Below are 15,215 nucleotides of genomic sequence, written 5' to 3' on the forward strand. Positions count from 1 at the left end.
GCCTGCGCGCGATGCGTGGCGCCCGCGTAATAGATGGAATTTCGGCGTGCGGCAGAGTGTCGCAGCGCCCGGCGCGGCCGGACGGCCGGTGGGCCGCTCTTGGTACACTTGTCGTATGACTCATTTCCCTATCGAGCGAACCAACGTCGTTCAGCTTTTCTGGCTGCGCTGTCTGGCCATCGTCGGCCAGTTGGCCACTATCGGTGTCGCCCAACTCTGGCTCGGCGTGCGTCTGCCGCTCGAACCGATGCTCACCATCGTGGCGCTCGAAGTGCTCTTCAACGTGCTCACCTGGATTCGGGCACGACGTGGGCTGGAACGCGCCAAGCGTCGCACCGATCTCGATCTGATGGGGCAATTGCTGGTCGATCTCGCGGCACTCACCGCCCTGTTGTTCTTCTCGGGCGGCGCCACCAATCCTTTCGTCTCGTTGTTTCTCCCCGGTCTGGCGATTGCCGCCGCCGTGCTGCCCTGGCGTAACGCGTCGCAACTGGCATTGCTCTCGCTCGTCGCTTATGGCGCGCTGAACTTCCAGTACGTGCCGCTCGACCTCGCCGACCCGGGCAACCTGCTGCGGCTGCACCTCGCGGGCATGTGGGTCAACTTCGTGGTGAGCGTGCTGGTGATCGCATGGTTCGTGTCGCGCATGTCGCGGGCGCTGCGTGCCCGCGACGCCCAACTGGCCCGTGCGGAACAACGCCTGCTGCGCGACGAGCGCATGGCCGCGCTCGGCGCTCAAGCCGCGAGCGTGGCCCATGAACTCGGCACACCGCTCTCCACCATGGCCGTGGTCGTCGGCGAGTTGCGCAGCGAGAGTGTGGGCAACGCTTCGCTCAAACCGTTCGAGCCCGATTTGCAGACGCTTGAGCAACAGATTGCGCTGTGCAAGAGCGCCATCGGCCACGTGCAGATGCGGGCGGCGGCGCCGGTGCGTCAGGCGCTCGCCGAGTGGCTGCCGGCCTTCACCACACAATGGCGCCTGCGTCACCCGCAGGTGCAGTTTCAGTTGCACGTGCCGCCGCAACTGACCGCGCGTATCGAAGACACCGTACAGGTCGGGCAGATCCTCACCATCCTGCTCGATAACGCTGCGTATTTCAGTCCGTCGTCGGTCACGCTCGATGTAGCGGTGGCCCCCGACGATCTGCGCTTTACCGTCTGCGACGAAGGCCCCGGCATGACTGCCGAGCTGCGTACGCGGCTGGGCAACTCCCCCGTCATGAGCACACACGGCGGACACGGCATGGGCCTGTATCTCGCCTTTGCCAGTGCGCAACGTCTCGGCGGCGACATCATCCTCACCCCCAACACGCCGCAAGGCACGCGCGCCGAGCTGCGCCTGCCGATGGCCACCTTCTTCTTCGGCTCGCGGAGTCAGACATGAACGCCTCCCATTTTCTTCTCATCGACGACGACGTCGTTTTCGCCGAAACGCTGGCTCGCGCCCTCACGCGCCGCGGTTACGACGTGCAGATTGCCGCCGACGGTGCCGCCGCATTGCTCGCGGCACGCACGCGTCAGTTCGATCTGATCTCGGTCGATCTGCATCTGGGTCACGACTCGGGGTTGCCGCTCATCGCGCCGCTGCGTGCCTTGCAACCGAAGGCACGCATGCTGGTGCTGACGGGCTACGCGAGCATCGCGACCGCCGTGCAGGCCGTCAAGGACGGCGCCGACAACTATCTGGCCAAGCCCGCCAACGCCGACACCATCCTCGCGTCGTTGCGCAATGATGCCAGCGAGACGCAGGCCGACGAGGCCTTCGAAAACCCGTCGCCGCTGTCGGTGGCGCGCCTCGAATGGGAGCACATCCAGCGCGTGCTCGCCGAGCACAACGGCAATATCTCCGCGACCGCGCGGGCGCTGAACATGCATCGCCGTACGCTGCAACGCAAGCTGCTCAAGCGACCGGTCAAGCAGTAAGGTCCGTCAGGCGTCCACCGCACCTTCGACGCCAGTTCGACGCGCATAAAAAAACGGCCCCGAATGGGGCCGTTCTTCATTTCGCGAACGATGGATAGATCGCCTTACAGCACGTAACGCGACAGGTCTTCGTTCTGTGCCACTTCGCCAAGGGACGCGTCCACATAAGCGGCGTCGATGGTGACGACCTGATTCGCCTGCTTGCCGGCGTTGTACGAGACGTCTTCGAGCAGCTTCTCGATCACGGTGTACAGACGGCGTGCGCCGATGTTCTCGGTGCGTTCGTTGACCGAGAACGCGATCTCCGCGAGACGCTTGATGCCGTCCGGCGCGAATTCGAGCGCCACGTCTTCCGTCGCGAGCAATGCCTGATATTGCTTTACGAGGCTCGCATCGGTCTGCGTGAGAATCGATTCGAAGTCTTCGACGGACAGCGAGTCGAGTTCGACACGGATCGGGAAGCGCCCCTGCAACTCCGGAATCAAGTCGCTCGGCTTGGCCAGATGGAACGCACCGCTCGCAATGAACAGAATGTGGTCCGTCTTGATCATGCCGAACTTCGTGCTCACGGTCGTGCCTTCGACCAGCGGCAGCAAGTCGCGCTGCACGCCCTGACGCGACACGTCGCCGCCGCCGACTTCGCTGCGCGTGGCGATCTTGTCGATCTCGTCGAGGAACACGATGCCGTTCTGCTCGACGTTACGCAGCGCCAGTTGCTTGACCTCTTCGTCGTTGAGCATCTTCGACGCTTCTTCGTCGGTCAGAATCTTGAGCGCGTCCTTGATCTTGAGCTTCTGGCGCTTCTTGCGCTGGTTGCCCAAGTTCGCGAACATGCCCTTGATCTGCTCGGTCATTTCTTCCATGCCCGGCGGGCCCATGATTTCCATGCCCTGCGCCGGAATCTCGACTTCGAGCTCGACTTCCTTGTCGTCGAGCGCGCCTTCGCGCAAACGCTTGCGGAAGGTCTGACGCGTGGCGTTATCTTCGGTGCTGGGTTCCGGTTCATGCGACACCGAACCGAAGCGGATGTCACGCGAGGACTCGCGGCCCGTCGGCAGCAGCAGATCGAGAATGCGGTCTTCGGCACGATCTTCGGCCGTGGTGCGCACCTTCTTCATCTCGGCTTCGCGGGTCTGCTTGATGGCGATTTCCGCCAGATCGCGCACGATGCTGTCCACGTCGCGGCCCACATAGCCCACTTCGGTGAACTTGGTCGCTTCGACCTTGATGAACGGCGCGTCGGCCAGCTTGGCCAGACGACGGGCGATCTCGGTCTTGCCCACGCCGGTCGGCCCGATCATCAGAATGTTCTTCGGGGTGATTTCCTGACGCAGCGGGTCCGCCACCTGCTGGCGACGCCAGCGGTTACGCAATGCCACCGCGACAGCCTTCTTGGCCTTGTTCTGGCCGATGATGTGTTTGTCGAGTTCGGAAACGATCTCGGAGGGGGTCATATGGGTCATGACGTTCGCCAAATTAGGGTTTCGATCAGGGTGACGCCCGGCCGGTCATACCCCGGCCGGCAAGTCACGCCGCAGGAGTCCACCTGCTGCGGCGTGCGCGTCGACCGTCGTCACTTGCTGCTCGTTGGTCGTGAGTCTCTGCATTGAATGCCGTGCGGATTTGCCATGCAGACCCGCCTCGCCATTCGTTACTTCGCAGCCTTCTGCGGCAGCGACTCGATGATGTGGTTCTGGTTCGTGTAGATGCACATGTCGCCCGCAATCGTGAGCGCCTTCTTCACGATTTCGGCCGGCGACAGATCCGTGTTCTGCACCAGCGCGCGCGCCGCTGCTTCAGCGTACGAGCCACCCGAGCCGATCGCGGCCACGCCGCCTTCCGGATCGAGCACGTCGCCGTTGCCCGTGATCACCAGCGTGGTCTCGGCATCGGCGACGATCATCATCGCTTCGAGCCGGCGCAGCATGCGGTCGGTACGCCAGTCTTTGGCGAGTTCGACGGCCGAGCGCGTCAGATGACCCTGGTGCTTCTGCAACTTCGCCTCGAAACGATCGAGCAGCGAGAACGCATCCGCCGTCGCACCTGCAAAACCGACCATGACCTTGCCGTCATAAACGGTTCGCACCTTGCGGGCGGTGCCCTTCATCACGATATTGCCGAGCGTGACCTGACCGTCGCCGCCGAGCGCGACCTGATCGCCGCGCCGAACGGAGACGATGGTGGTGCCGTGATATTGCTCCATGCCTGTTCCTTTTCGGGGGGCGTCTTGCGCCCCGTAACGATTGGCCCGGACTTCACCGCGCGCGTCCCCCATGCTGTGAGAACGTGCCCGACCGGGCGAGACGTGACTGTAGTTTAGGGCAATCGAAGGAATATCAAGAGGCGTCGACGGCAGCTTGTTCGACGTGATTTGTGTGCTGTTCGATAAGGCACGGAACGCGCCATCCGCGCGGCATTGCACCATGCGGAGGGGGGAATGACGGGGGAATTTCTCGGAAATTCCCCCGTTTGTGCGGCAGGTTCTGCTTAGAAGGTGGTACGCAGACCGACGCGCACCGCACGGCCGCCCTGCGGTGCAATGTCGCGCAGGAACGAACTGGCCAGACGCACTTCCTGATTCGTCAGGTTCTCGCCCTTGAGATACGCCAGCCACTGCGCGCCACCGGTCTTGAACTGATACGTGAGTGCCGCACCCAGCGTGGTGTAGCCGTTGGTCGTCAGGTCACCCGCCGGCACGCGGCCCTGATTGCTCGCATGCACCACTTCCACGCGCGCTCCCCACGGGCCGAGGCCGTACGCAAGCGCCGCCGTCAGACGCAGCGGTGCAATGCGCGGCAGCGGCTCGCCGGTGTCGCGGTTGCGGCCCAGCGTGTAGTCGCCGCGCAGTTCCACATCGACGTTGCCGTAGCCCTGCCACACCCGGGCGCGGCCTTCGGCTTCCACGCCGTAGAGCTCGGCCGGCACACCCGCATATTGATAGACGGGCAGACCGCCGGACGTCACCGTCTCGCCTTCCCCATTGACCGAACGGCCGGTGTTTTCCAGCGCAATAAAGTTGGAGAAGCGGCTGTAGAACACCCCGACGCTGCCCTTGTGCGGACCACTCGCGTAACGCAGCGACAGGTCGGTCGAGAACGCTTTTTCAAGCTTCGATTGCGCGTTGCCGATTTCCCAGATGCCGGTCGCCGCGTGCGGGCCATTGGCATACAACTCGTAGAAGGTCGGCGCACGTTCGGTATACGACGTGTTCAACGCCACCGACCAGGCCGGTGCCAGCGCGAAGACAGCGCCCGCCGAGACAGTGCCCGGCGTGAAGTTGCGCGTGGGCAGATTGTCAAAACGGTCGCTGCCACCGGCCGTCGGCTTCACGTGCGTGTGTTCGATGCGCGCGCCGAACGAGAGCTTCACCGCTTGATTCACGGCCCATTCTTCGAGCGCAAAAAGGGCCACGTTGCTGGTATCGCTCTTCGGCACGAACGCTTCTTCACCGAGTGCCGAGAAAGTGTTCTGCGCGAACTGCACGCCGACAGCCCCCTCGAACGGACCGATCTTCGCGTGACGCGCTTCGATACGTCCTTCGTAGCCGTGGTTCTTGAAGGTCGTGCCGGTCTGACCGTTTTCGATCTCCTTGTGTTCGTAGTCGGTGTAGCCGAAGTTGAACTTGAGGGCCGTGAACGGGCCGCTCAGGTTGCGCACTTCGCTCGCCAGTGCGAGATGCTGCTGACGCAGCCGGATGCGCGTGTTTTCTTCGGCCACCGTGCCGTAGTCGGAGTCGTAACCGGAGTAGGACAAGCCGCTGTAGCCGTTCGCCCACGTCCACGACGCGCCGACGGCCGCACCGCTCGCCTGCCCGTTGCTGTTGGGCAGGGTGCCGGACGGTTGTTCGGTGCCTTCGGGGTCACGGGCACGTTGTTGTGCGGAACGCGCGAAACCCGGAATGCGCAGGTCCGTGCTCTTGCGCGCGAAGCCGTCGACGTGGAACGCGAACTGGCCGTTGCCCACTTCGATCAACGCCGCGCCCGCACGCTCGCGATTGGCACCGCCGTAGCTCAGGTCGGTCGCGCCCGAGACGCCGTTGATTGGTTCGCGCGGAATGCGGTTGTCGATCGTGTTGACCACGCCGCCCACAGCGTTGCCGCCATAGAGCAGCGCCGCCGGACCACGCACGATTTCGATGCGCTCGATGGAGAGCGGGTCTTGGGCCACGGCGTGGTCGTAAGACAGCGATGACGCGTCGAGCGCGCCCGTGCCGTTTTGCAGCACGCGGATGCGGTCGCCGTCGAGACCGCGAATGATCGGACGGCTCACATTCGGGCCGTAAGACGTGGATGAGACGCCGGGCAAGCCGTCGAGTGTCTCGCCAAGGGTGCCGGTACGGCGCAGTACCAGCGCGCGCCCGTCGAGTGCCGTGACGGGCACCGTGAGGTCGGCCGCCGCCCGGCCGAGCGGGTTGCCGGTGACGAAGGTCGTCGAGAGTGCCAATGCGTCGTCACCGGGGACGGTGGCGGAAGTGGGGACGGTGGTGGCGTTAGGCGTGGCGTTGGTGGCGTTGGCGGCGGCGGGGGTCGCGTCAGCGGCGTTCGCCTGCATGGCCGCGAAGGCCAGTGTCAGACCTACGGCGAGCGGTACCGGGGCAAAGGAGAACGAGACCGCAGCGCGCGCACGCGCCACGTTGAAGGTAGGAGATGCCATGTCGTTGTTGTGTTGTCAGGTCTGCGACGGGGGTACCCGTCGATTGGCACGCACGAACGCCGTCACAACATGCGCCGCAGCCACATGGGCGCAGACGAATGGCGACCTTGCCCGCAGCCGTCGGCAAAGCCGTCGAACTGTGGGGCAAATGAAAAACGTTTCAGCGGGAATTCGCGCGTGCAGCGCGTGGAAGATCAGACCGTGACAGGCGGGGCGCGAGAGCGGAACGGCAGCGTAAGTGCACTGGCATGCGAGCGGCCGGTAGCGCGCGATGGCGTGAGATCCGTGTGGCTATCGGCGCGCCATTCCAGCACCGCAACAGCCATGGCGGCCGCCAGCGTGGCGCCTTCGAACAGATGGCAGTGATGGTGATGACTGCCGTAGGCGGTGTGAGCGAGGCTCGTATTGACCGGCGCCCATGCGTTCTGCGCGTCGGCATCGTCATCGACGTCGGCGTCTGTGCCGGTCGCATTGCCAGTCGCTGTGCCCGCCGCCGGCACGCCGATGTCCGCCAGTTGCCGGGCGTGCACGATCTCGTGCTGCAAGCCCCACATCTGCACGCACAGCAACGCCACGATGAGCCACGCCACCCAACCACTGCGCCCACGATTCACCGGGGTGCGCAGACGCGCACGCCAGTATCGGAAGGTGAACGGGAAGGACGGCATGGAGGAGATGGCAAAGCTCAATTGCAACTGAGTTGCAATTCTGCCATAAAGCGCGCCCTGCCGCGAGCTTTGTGTGACGTTGCGCGCAGGCGACAGTCAGCCCCCTCGGGTGCCCTCTCGATCAAAAAGAGAAAACAAAAAAGGCATGTCACGAAGACATGCCCTTTGCAAACCGAGGGGCCGAAGCACCGCCACCGCGCGGTGCCTGGCTTTAAGGCTTTCGATTAGAACCTGGCTTGAATCGGATTCAAATCAGGTCCCAATCGCGTTCAAATCAATCGCCGAACAGTTTCTGACGCAGCTCGCGACGCTCTTGTGCTTCGAGCGACAGCGTAGCCGTCGGGCGTGCGAGCAAACGCGGGATGCCGATCGGCTCGCCGGTTTCTTCGCACCAGCCGTATTCACCCGATTCGATGCGGGCGAGCGACTGTTGCACCTTCTTCAGCAGCTTGCGCTCGCGGTCGCGGGTGCGCAGCTCGAGTGCGTGTTCTTCTTCGATCGTGGCGCGGTCGGCCGGATCAGGTACGAGAATGGTTTCGCGGAGGTTCTCGGTCGTCTGGCCGGCGTTACGCAGAATTTCCTCTTGCAGCTTTTCCAGACGATCCTTGAAGAAGGCGAGTTGATCTTCATTCATGTAGTCCTTCTCGCCCATCTTCAGAATTTCGGCCTCGGTCAAAAGTCTTTTCTTGCTCATGGGTTTTTGTGGCGTCTCTTTCGGATAGTCCGGCGACGCTCCTTTAGCGGGTGGAGCGTCTTGCTTGCCGGCGGTGCCGCTGGCGGCGTCCTGGGTTACGTTCCTGCCGGGTGATTTGGGCGGCCCCTTCTTGGCGGCGGCTTTCTCACCCGTCTTCGGCTTGCCTGCTGGAGCACGCTTGGCGCCCGCATCCGGCGCCGGTTCTGCCCGGCGCGTGGGGCGTGCGGTGGCTGTCTTGCGAGAGGCGGTGGCCATTGCGGTGCTCCCCTGCCTTCCCCCCGGTATGCCGCGTGAATTCGCTGGCGGCAACCCAGTGGGCAGCTATTGTAACCGAATCGGTCAACAGCCCCGTTTAAGGGGTTTCCCGTTGCTCGAAACGGCGGTCCCGCTCAGACCAGACAGCGCTCCAGCCCTTGCAGGATGATGTCTTTCGGCAGCTCGGCACCGATGAACACCATCTTGGTATTCGGTGTCTCGCCCGGTTGCCATTTCGTGCCCACGTCGCTGCCCATCATCTGGTGCACGCCCTGGAACACGACCCGGCGGTCGATGCCGCGCATGTTTAATACGCCTTTATAACGCAATAAGCGTTCGCCGTACACCTGGAGGATGCTTCCCAGGAAATCCTCCAGCTTGGCCGGATCAAACTGCTTTTCACTGCGGAACACGAACGACTTGATGGCGTCGTCGTGATGGGCGTGATGATGGTGGTGGCCATGATCGTGACCTTCGTGATCGCAATGGCCGTGATCGTGGTCGCAATGCGAATGATCACCGTGGTCATGGCCGTGGTCGTGGCCATGGTCGTGCGCGTGATCATGATCGTCGGCGGCGAGGAATTCCGGATCGATGTCGAGCTTGTCGTTCAGGTTGAAACCGTGAATGTCGAAGATCTCTTTCAGATCGGCCTTGCCGAAATCGACCACCTGCTGCGGCGCGCGCGGGTTCATGTGCGCGAGGCGATGCTTCAGGTCATCGACGGCCTCGGGCGTCACCAGATCAGCCTTGGTGATGAACAGACGGTCGGCAAAGCCGACTTGGCGCTGCACCACTTCATGCTCGTCGAGTTGCTTCTGGGCGTGCTTGGCGTCCACCAGCGTGATGATGGCGTCCAGGCGGTAGGTGTCGGCCACTTCATCGTCGATGAAGAAGGTTTGCGCCACCGGGCCCGGGTTGGCCAGACCGGTGGTCTCGATGACCACGCGGTCGAACTGGATCGTGCCGGCGTCGCGCTGGCTGTTCAGATCGGACAGCGCCTGCACCAGATCGCCACGAATCGTGCAGCAGATGCAGCCATTGCTCATCTGTACGATCTGCTCGGCGTTTTCCTGCACGAGGATGTCGTTGTCGATGTTCTCTTCGCCGAACTCGTTCTCGATCACGGCGATCTTCATGCCGTGCGCCTCGGTCAGGATGCGCTTGAGCAACGTGGTTTTCCCGCTGCCGAGAAAGCCGGTCAGGATAGTGACGGGGGTCATGAATGCAATGTCCTGTAGTGAAGCGGTGTGCCGCAGGCCGCTGGAATGCCGCTCAATGTACCCGAGCTGGCAAAAAGCGGCTTGGCACGCGTCAGTTGGTGGCGCCGGCGCACTGGGCGCAAGTGCCGTGAATCATCAGCTCGACCTGTTCGCCCACGAATCCCTTGGGCAGGCGCTTGAGTTCGCGCTCACTTAATTGGGGATGCTGGGGCCAATCGTCAAGGCAGAACGTGCGGTGGCAGCGTACACAGCGGAAATGACCGTGTTGCGTATGCGGACGCGGCGACGCGGCCCGTTGCGGGTCGACGTGCTCGGCCATGACGAACCGGAAGATGCGGTCGTCACCGGCCTGCTTGATCGCCCAGCCCTGCGCGACCAGCCAGTCGAGCACGCGATAGGCAGTGACGCGGTCGAGCGGATCGGTGTCGGTCGCCAGGTCGGCCAGCACTTCCTGATGGGTGAGCGGGCGGCCTGCCTTGAGCAGCAGGGCCAGTACACGGACACGTCCCGAAGTCACGCGCCCCGATTGCTCCTGCAAGCTCGCGCGGGCGGCTTCCAGATACGGTTGTAGTTGAGTAAGGCTCATGAATCGATTTAAGCACAGCGCCGTGAACGCTGCAACCGAGTTGCAAAAGTGGGCATTTCACGGGATGTCCACCCAAATTGGCGGAAAGTGGACAGGCGATGCGTCATACAATTGTCACAAAAAACGCCTCCCACCATGTCACCGACCGCCCTCGCCTTCGTTGTTACCGCCGCTTTTCTGCACGCCACGTGGAATTTTCTGGCCAAACGCATCGACACCACGGAGGGCGGCGGCCCCCAGCTGGTCTTTCTCTACGCGCTGCTGACGGTCGTTCTCTACACGCCGCTCGCGCTGTTCTTTCTCGTCGGCTCACACGCTGACTGGCCGGACTGGCGCGGCTGGGCCGTCATCGCCCTGAGCGCCCTGCTCCACTATGGCTACACGCTGGTGCTGCAACGCGGCTACCGGGTCGGCGATCTCTCGGTCGTCTACCCGCTCGCGCGCGGCACCGGGCCATTGCTCTCGTCGCTCGGTGCGATCGTATTACTGGGCGAGCGCCCGGGCTGGCTGGCGCTTGTCGGCATCGGGCTGGTGGTCGGCGGCGTGCTGATCATCGCTGGCGGCGAGCGGCTGTTCCGGCGCGGCACCATGCATGCCGGGGCCGGCTGGGGCGTGCTCACCGGCGCCTTCATCGCGGCGTATACGCTGGCCGATGCTTACGCCGTCAAGACGCTGATGCTCGTGCCGCTCGTCTACTACTACCTCGAGAACGTGGTGCGCGTGGCGCTATCCGCGCCGGTGGCGCTTTCACGGCCAGCCAGAGTGTCGCTGCTTTGGCGCGCCAACTGGCGCAAGATCGTGCTGATTGCGCTGATCTCGCCGATGTCTTACTTCCTGATCCTGACAGCGCTCCAGTACGCGCCTGTCTCGCACGTGGCCCCGGCGCGGGAGATGTCGATGATGGTGGCGGCCCTGCTCGGGGTACGGCTGCTGGGCGAAGGCGAGATGCGCCGCCGGGTCGGCGGCGCGGTACTGATTGCGCTGGGGGTTGTGGCGCTGACGCTGGGCTGACCGGCGATCCGATTGGCCGATTGGCCGTTTGGGGGCGCGAGCCCCCGCACACCTCAGATGCGCTGAAGCCAGAGGCCCTTGAGGTACTCGCCTTCGGGGAATTGCGTGAGCATCGGGTGATCCATGCCTGCCGACAGGCGGCGCAGGATACGCGCATCGACACCCGCGTCGACCGCGGCACCGGCCACGATCTTCTGGAACAGATCGGCGTCGATAGCCCCCGAGCACGAATACGTCAGCAACTGACCGCCCGGACGCAGCAGCTTGAAACCCGCCAGATTGATGTCCTTGTACGCACGCGCGGCACGGTCGACGTGATGCGCCGACGGCGCGAACTTCGGCGGGTCGAGCACGATCATGTCGAAGGTGCGTCCCTCTTCCCGCAAGGCCCGCAGCGTCTTGAATACATCGGCGTCGCGCCATTCGGTGCGCGAGGCGTCGAAGCCGTTGAGTTCGACGTTGCGCGCGCCGATTGCCAGCGCCTCGCCCGACGAATCGATCGACAGCACACTCTGCGCGCCACCCGCCAATGCCGCGAGCGAGAAACCGCCCGTATAGCAGAAGCAGTTCAACACGTCGCGGCCCTTGGCCTGTTGCTTGACCAGCAAACGGTTGTCGCGCTGGTCGACGTAGAAGCCCGTCTTGTGGCCGTGACGCACGTCGACGTAGTACTTCACGCCGCACTCGTGCGTGGTCAGCGACTCGGGCGCTTCGGGCGGCTCGGCCCCGGCAAGCACGCCGGTAATGCTCGGCAGCCCTTCGCGCTCGCGCACGGCGGCGTCGGAGCGTTCATAGACGTTCGGACAGCCCGTTGCGGCCACGAGCGCCTTGGTAATGGCGTCTTTCCACACTTCCACGCCAGCGGCCATGTACTGGCACACCAGTTGGTCACTCGCCGGCTGGCCCGGTGCGGATTGGTAACGGTCGACGATCAGGCCCGGCAGGCCATCGGCCTCGCCGAAGATCAGGCGGGTCGCGCCGGTGTCGTGCACCATCTGCTCGCGATAGGCCAGCGCCGCCGCCACGCGGCGTTTGAAGAAGGCGTGATCGACCGGCTCGTTCTCGTCGAACGTCCAGACGCGGGCGCGAATGGCCGAGACCGGGCTGAACGCGGCGCGCGCCAGAAAGCGGCCGTCGGCGGCACGCACCACGACCGTCGCGCCGGAGGCCGGTTTGCCTTCCACATTCGCCACGGCAGTGGCGTAAATCCAGGGATGGCGGCGCAGCAAGGATTTTTCTTTGCCGGGCTTGAGGATCAAGGTGTTCATGTGGAGCTGGCCAACGGTTGCATTCGGAGAGCGGCAAGTCTTGCGGCACGGCGTGCGGCGTCGCCACGACTGGGCGTCGGCACACGGGCGGGACTTGCTGGGGAAGGACGCGATTCTACACCGAGTCGGGGCAGCGCCACGGCTGAGTCAGGTCTTCTTGCGCGCGCGCGGGTGCGCCTGATCGTAGACCTTGGCCAGATGCTGGAAGTCGAGCTTCGTGTAGATCTGCGTGGTCGAGATGTTGCTGTGGCCGAGCATTTCCTGCACGGCCCGGAGGTCGCCGGACGATTGCAGCACATGGGTCGCAAACGAATGCCGCAGCATGTGTGGATGGACATGCGTGGGCAGCCCCGCCGCCAGCGCGTGGCGCGATAGTCCCTGCTGAACCGCCCGCGCACCGATCCGCTTGCCGCGTGCGGACAGAAACAGGGCGTGCGGCTCGGCAGCCGTCAGCCCGGTGCGGATATTCAACCAGTCAGTCAGTGCTTGCACCGCTTTCTCGCCCACCGGCACGCGGCGCCGCTTGTTGCCCTTGCCGGTGACGATCACCTCGCGCTCGGCCAGATCCAGCCAGCTTGCGGAGCGATAGCCATCGGCTTCCACGTAGCGATGATCAAGCCCGGTCAGCTCCGACAGCCGCAACCCCGACGAGTACAGCAACTCGAACATCGCCCGGTTGCGCCGCGCCTCGGCCGAGGTGCCGGTCGAGTGCTCGACCAGCGCCGACGCCTGATCGGGCGACAGCGCCTTGGGCAGCGGCTTGGGTTGTTTCGGCGCTCGCACGCCATCGACGGGATTCGCCGCCAGCGCCGAACGCTGGGCCAGCCACGCGTAGTAGCCGCGCCATGCCGAGAGCTTGCGGGCGATCGAGCGGCCAACCAGCCCCTGACTGTGCATCTGCATCACGAACTTGCGGATGTCGCCGTGCGCCAGCGCGTCGAGCGGACGGCCTTTGGCCATCACCTGCAATTGCCGCAGGTCGCGGGTGTAGTTCTCGAGGGTGAGGGCGGCGAGCTTGCGCTCGCTCGCCAGCATGATGAGATAGGCCTGAATGCCCGGCTGAAGGGGGACTTCAGGCGTATCTGGAATATCGGAGGATTCGGGCGCACCACCAGTGGCAGCGGTGGCACCGGTGACAGTTTTGCCGCGCGGCTTGGGCGTTGCCTTGGCTTTCGGCTTGGCGTCTGGCTTGGCCACAGTGGCGCCCGGGTCGACTCAGTCGTCCGCGCGCAGCTTGCTCAGCGCCGCGCCCGCGAGTTCGCCGATCTGCGACAGGAAATCGGTCGCCATGCCTTCGTGGAAACGGCGGGCGTCATCCGAGCCCATTACCAGCAGGCCGAACACCGGGGCGTCGGCGCCTTGTTGTGCGAGCGGATCGCGCAAGGCGAGCAGCGCGACCGATGCCGGATCGACCGGTGCGCCGAGCCACGTGACCGCTTCGAAACCGGTGTTCGCGCCGCAATACGGCGTGGCCAGACTCGACGCGAAAATCTTCACTTCTTCGCTGACGCTGCGGGCAAATTCGGCCGGTTGATACGGCGCGGACACATTCCACACGCGTACAGCGGCGAACGGCACGTTGAACACGTCGCGCAGCCCGCGGGCGATGGCATCGGGCAGCGCATGCGGATCGCGCTCGCCGAGCAGGCCGAGGGTCCAGCGGTGCAGCTTGGCCGAGATATCGTCGTTTTCGTGGCCGTAACGCATCAGTTCGGCGAGGCGTCGCTCGATCTGCTTGGTCTTCTCGCGCTGCATCTCGATCTGACGCTCCTGCAACGACACCGCCCGCTGTCCATGGGGGCTCGTCAGGCGCACGCCGGCCAGCAATTCGGCGTGGCGTTCGAAAAAGTCGGGATGCGCGATCAGGTATTCCGCAATATCTCGGTCGTTCATGAGTGTCCGTCTGCTGTTCATCGAAAACCGCACCGCCCCCTGCTTGCACAAGGAGACCCGGCGGCCGTCAGGGTCGCGAAATCAGAAGCTTCAGAAACCAAATCGGTCTTGCGGGCGCCCCCGTTCTCACCATGGCCGATGCCACGGGGCGCCTTGCGGGCAACACGGTATCAGATCTCGATGGTGCCCTCGAAGACCGTTGCGGCGGGCCCCGTCATGATGACCGGGCCGGCGGCGCCATCCCACTCGATGGTGAGGGTGCCGCCATGTGTCTCGATGGCGACCGGCGAGGCGAGCAAGCCCCGGCGAATGCCCGCCACCGCGGCAGCACAGGCGCCCGTGCCGCAGGCGAGCGTCTCGCCGGCGCCGCGCTCAAATACGCGCAGGCGTGCCTGATGCTTGTCGACTACTTGCAGGAAACCGGCGTTCACGCGGCGCGGGAAACGCGCATGGCGCTCGACCAGCGGACCGTCGGTCTCGACCGGCGCGGTGTCGACGTTCTCGACCACCTGCACAGCGTGCGGGTTGCCCATTGAGACGACCGAAATCCACGTGGTCTTGCCAGCGACATCCAGCGGCCAGAGCGTGTCGTCGCCCTCGCGGCGGGCTTCCAGCCCGCTCGCGTCGAACGGCACGTCCGACGGCGTCAGAATCGGTGCGCCCATATCCACGCTGACCTGCCCGTCTTCGCGTGCGGTGAGCGTAATCACGCCCTGCTGCACTTCGACGCGTACCGAGCGCTTGTCGGTCAGCCCGGTATCGCGCACGAACTTCACGAAGCAGCGCGCGCCGTTGCCGCAATGCTCGACCTCGCCGCCATCGGCGTTGAAGATGCGGTAACGGAAGTCCACGTCCGGCAATGCCGAGCGCTCGACGAGCAAAAGCTGGTCCGCGCCGACGCCAAAATGGCGGTCGGCGAGCGCACGCCATTGTTCCGGCGTGAAATCGATGGTCTGCGAGATGCCGTCGATCACGACGAAGTCGTTACCGGCGCCTTGCATCTTGGTGAATTTGAGCTTCATGCCGCTATTGTAGAGGAGA

The 15,215-nt window shown here is 64.3% G+C and carries 14 protein-coding genes; 3 read left to right on the plus strand and 11 right to left on the minus strand.

Translation table 11 applies throughout. The annotated features are described in order from the left end of the window. Positions 1-115: 115 nt before the first annotated feature. Both CDV44_RS21465 and CDV44_RS21470 read left to right on the plus strand, forming a co-directional pair. Positions 116-1,384, plus strand: coding sequence for an ATP-binding protein (locus CDV44_RS21465; protein ID WP_087690349.1), 1,269 nt, complete (start codon positions 116-118; stop codon positions 1,382-1,384). Beyond that, positions 1,381-1,923 (plus strand): response regulator transcription factor, encoded by a 543-nt coding sequence (locus CDV44_RS21470; RefSeq protein WP_058376821.1) that lies wholly within the window; start codon positions 1,381-1,383, stop codon positions 1,921-1,923. Before CDV44_RS21465 ends, CDV44_RS21470 begins: the two co-directional genes overlap by 4 nt. 104 nt (positions 1,924-2,027) lie before the next feature. On the opposite strand, the gene hslU is transcribed toward CDV44_RS21470, so the two are convergent. The 7 genes from hslU to CDV44_RS21505 all read right to left on the minus strand — a co-directional run bounded on the left by hslU (position 2,028) and on the right by CDV44_RS21505 (position 10,002). After that, the gene (gene hslU, locus CDV44_RS21475; RefSeq protein WP_058376820.1) at positions 2,028-3,386 is read right to left on the minus strand and encodes an ATP-dependent protease ATPase subunit HslU; all 1,359 of its coding nucleotides are present in this window, start codon (positions 3,384-3,386) and stop codon (positions 2,028-2,030) included. Positions 3,387-3,574: 188 nt separating this feature from the next. Continuing rightward, positions 3,575-4,126 carry an ATP-dependent protease subunit HslV gene (gene hslV / locus CDV44_RS21480; protein WP_058376819.1) on the minus strand — a complete coding sequence of 184 codons (552 nt, stop codon included), beginning with the start codon at positions 4,124-4,126 and terminating at the stop codon, positions 3,575-3,577. 284 nt (positions 4,127-4,410) lie between these two features. Beyond that, positions 4,411-6,474, minus strand: a complete 2,064-nt coding sequence (locus tag CDV44_RS21485; protein WP_087690805.1) for a TonB-dependent receptor domain-containing protein — start codon at positions 6,472-6,474, stop codon at positions 4,411-4,413. Between the two features lie 296 nt (positions 6,475-6,770). After that, positions 6,771-7,244 carry a hypothetical protein gene (locus tag CDV44_RS21490; RefSeq protein WP_087690351.1) on the minus strand — a complete coding sequence of 158 codons (474 nt, stop codon included), beginning with the start codon at positions 7,242-7,244 and terminating at the stop codon, positions 6,771-6,773. A 274-nt stretch (positions 7,245-7,518) separates the two neighbouring features. After that, positions 7,519-7,938, minus strand: coding sequence for an RNA polymerase-binding protein DksA (gene dksA / locus CDV44_RS21495; RefSeq protein ID WP_058376817.1), 420 nt, complete (start codon positions 7,936-7,938; stop codon positions 7,519-7,521). A 389-nt stretch (positions 7,939-8,327) separates the two neighbouring features. After that, on the minus strand, positions 8,328-9,416 hold the full coding sequence (locus CDV44_RS21500; RefSeq protein WP_087690353.1) for a GTP-binding protein: 1,089 nt from the start codon (positions 9,414-9,416) through the stop codon (positions 8,328-8,330). Between the two features lie 91 nt (positions 9,417-9,507). Then, positions 9,508-10,002, minus strand: coding sequence for a Fur family transcriptional regulator (locus CDV44_RS21505; RefSeq protein WP_087690355.1), 495 nt, complete (start codon positions 10,000-10,002; stop codon positions 9,508-9,510). 135 nt (positions 10,003-10,137) lie between these two features. Between CDV44_RS21505 and CDV44_RS21510 the strand changes: the two genes are divergently transcribed. Continuing rightward, positions 10,138-11,013 (plus strand): DMT family transporter, encoded by an 876-nt coding sequence (locus CDV44_RS21510; RefSeq protein ID WP_087690356.1) that lies wholly within the window; start codon positions 10,138-10,140, stop codon positions 11,011-11,013. Between the two features lie 53 nt (positions 11,014-11,066). On the opposite strand, the gene CDV44_RS21515 is transcribed toward CDV44_RS21510, so the two are convergent. The 4 genes from CDV44_RS21515 to dapF all read right to left on the minus strand — a co-directional run bounded on the left by CDV44_RS21515 (position 11,067) and on the right by dapF (position 15,196). After that, positions 11,067-12,281 (minus strand): class I SAM-dependent rRNA methyltransferase, encoded by a 1,215-nt coding sequence (locus CDV44_RS21515; RefSeq protein ID WP_058376813.1) that lies wholly within the window; start codon positions 12,279-12,281, stop codon positions 11,067-11,069. Positions 12,282-12,428: 147 nt separating this feature from the next. Then, on the minus strand, positions 12,429-13,370 hold the full coding sequence (xerC, locus tag CDV44_RS21520) for a tyrosine recombinase XerC (RefSeq protein ID WP_371328799.1): 942 nt from the start codon (positions 13,368-13,370) through the stop codon (positions 12,429-12,431). A 126-nt stretch (positions 13,371-13,496) separates the two neighbouring features. Continuing rightward, a complete protein-coding gene (locus tag CDV44_RS21525; RefSeq protein ID WP_087690358.1) occupies positions 13,497-14,174 on the minus strand; it encodes a DUF484 family protein in 678 nt (225 codons plus the stop codon). A gap of 170 nt (positions 14,175-14,344) precedes the next feature. Next, a complete protein-coding gene (gene dapF, locus CDV44_RS21530) occupies positions 14,345-15,196 on the minus strand; it encodes a diaminopimelate epimerase (RefSeq protein WP_087690360.1) in 852 nt (283 codons plus the stop codon). Between the last annotated feature and the right edge of the window lie 19 nt (positions 15,197-15,215).

The organism is Pandoraea sp. PE-S2R-1 (assembly GCF_002179865.1).
Taxonomy (GTDB): Bacteria; Pseudomonadota; Gammaproteobacteria; order Burkholderiales; family Burkholderiaceae; genus Pandoraea.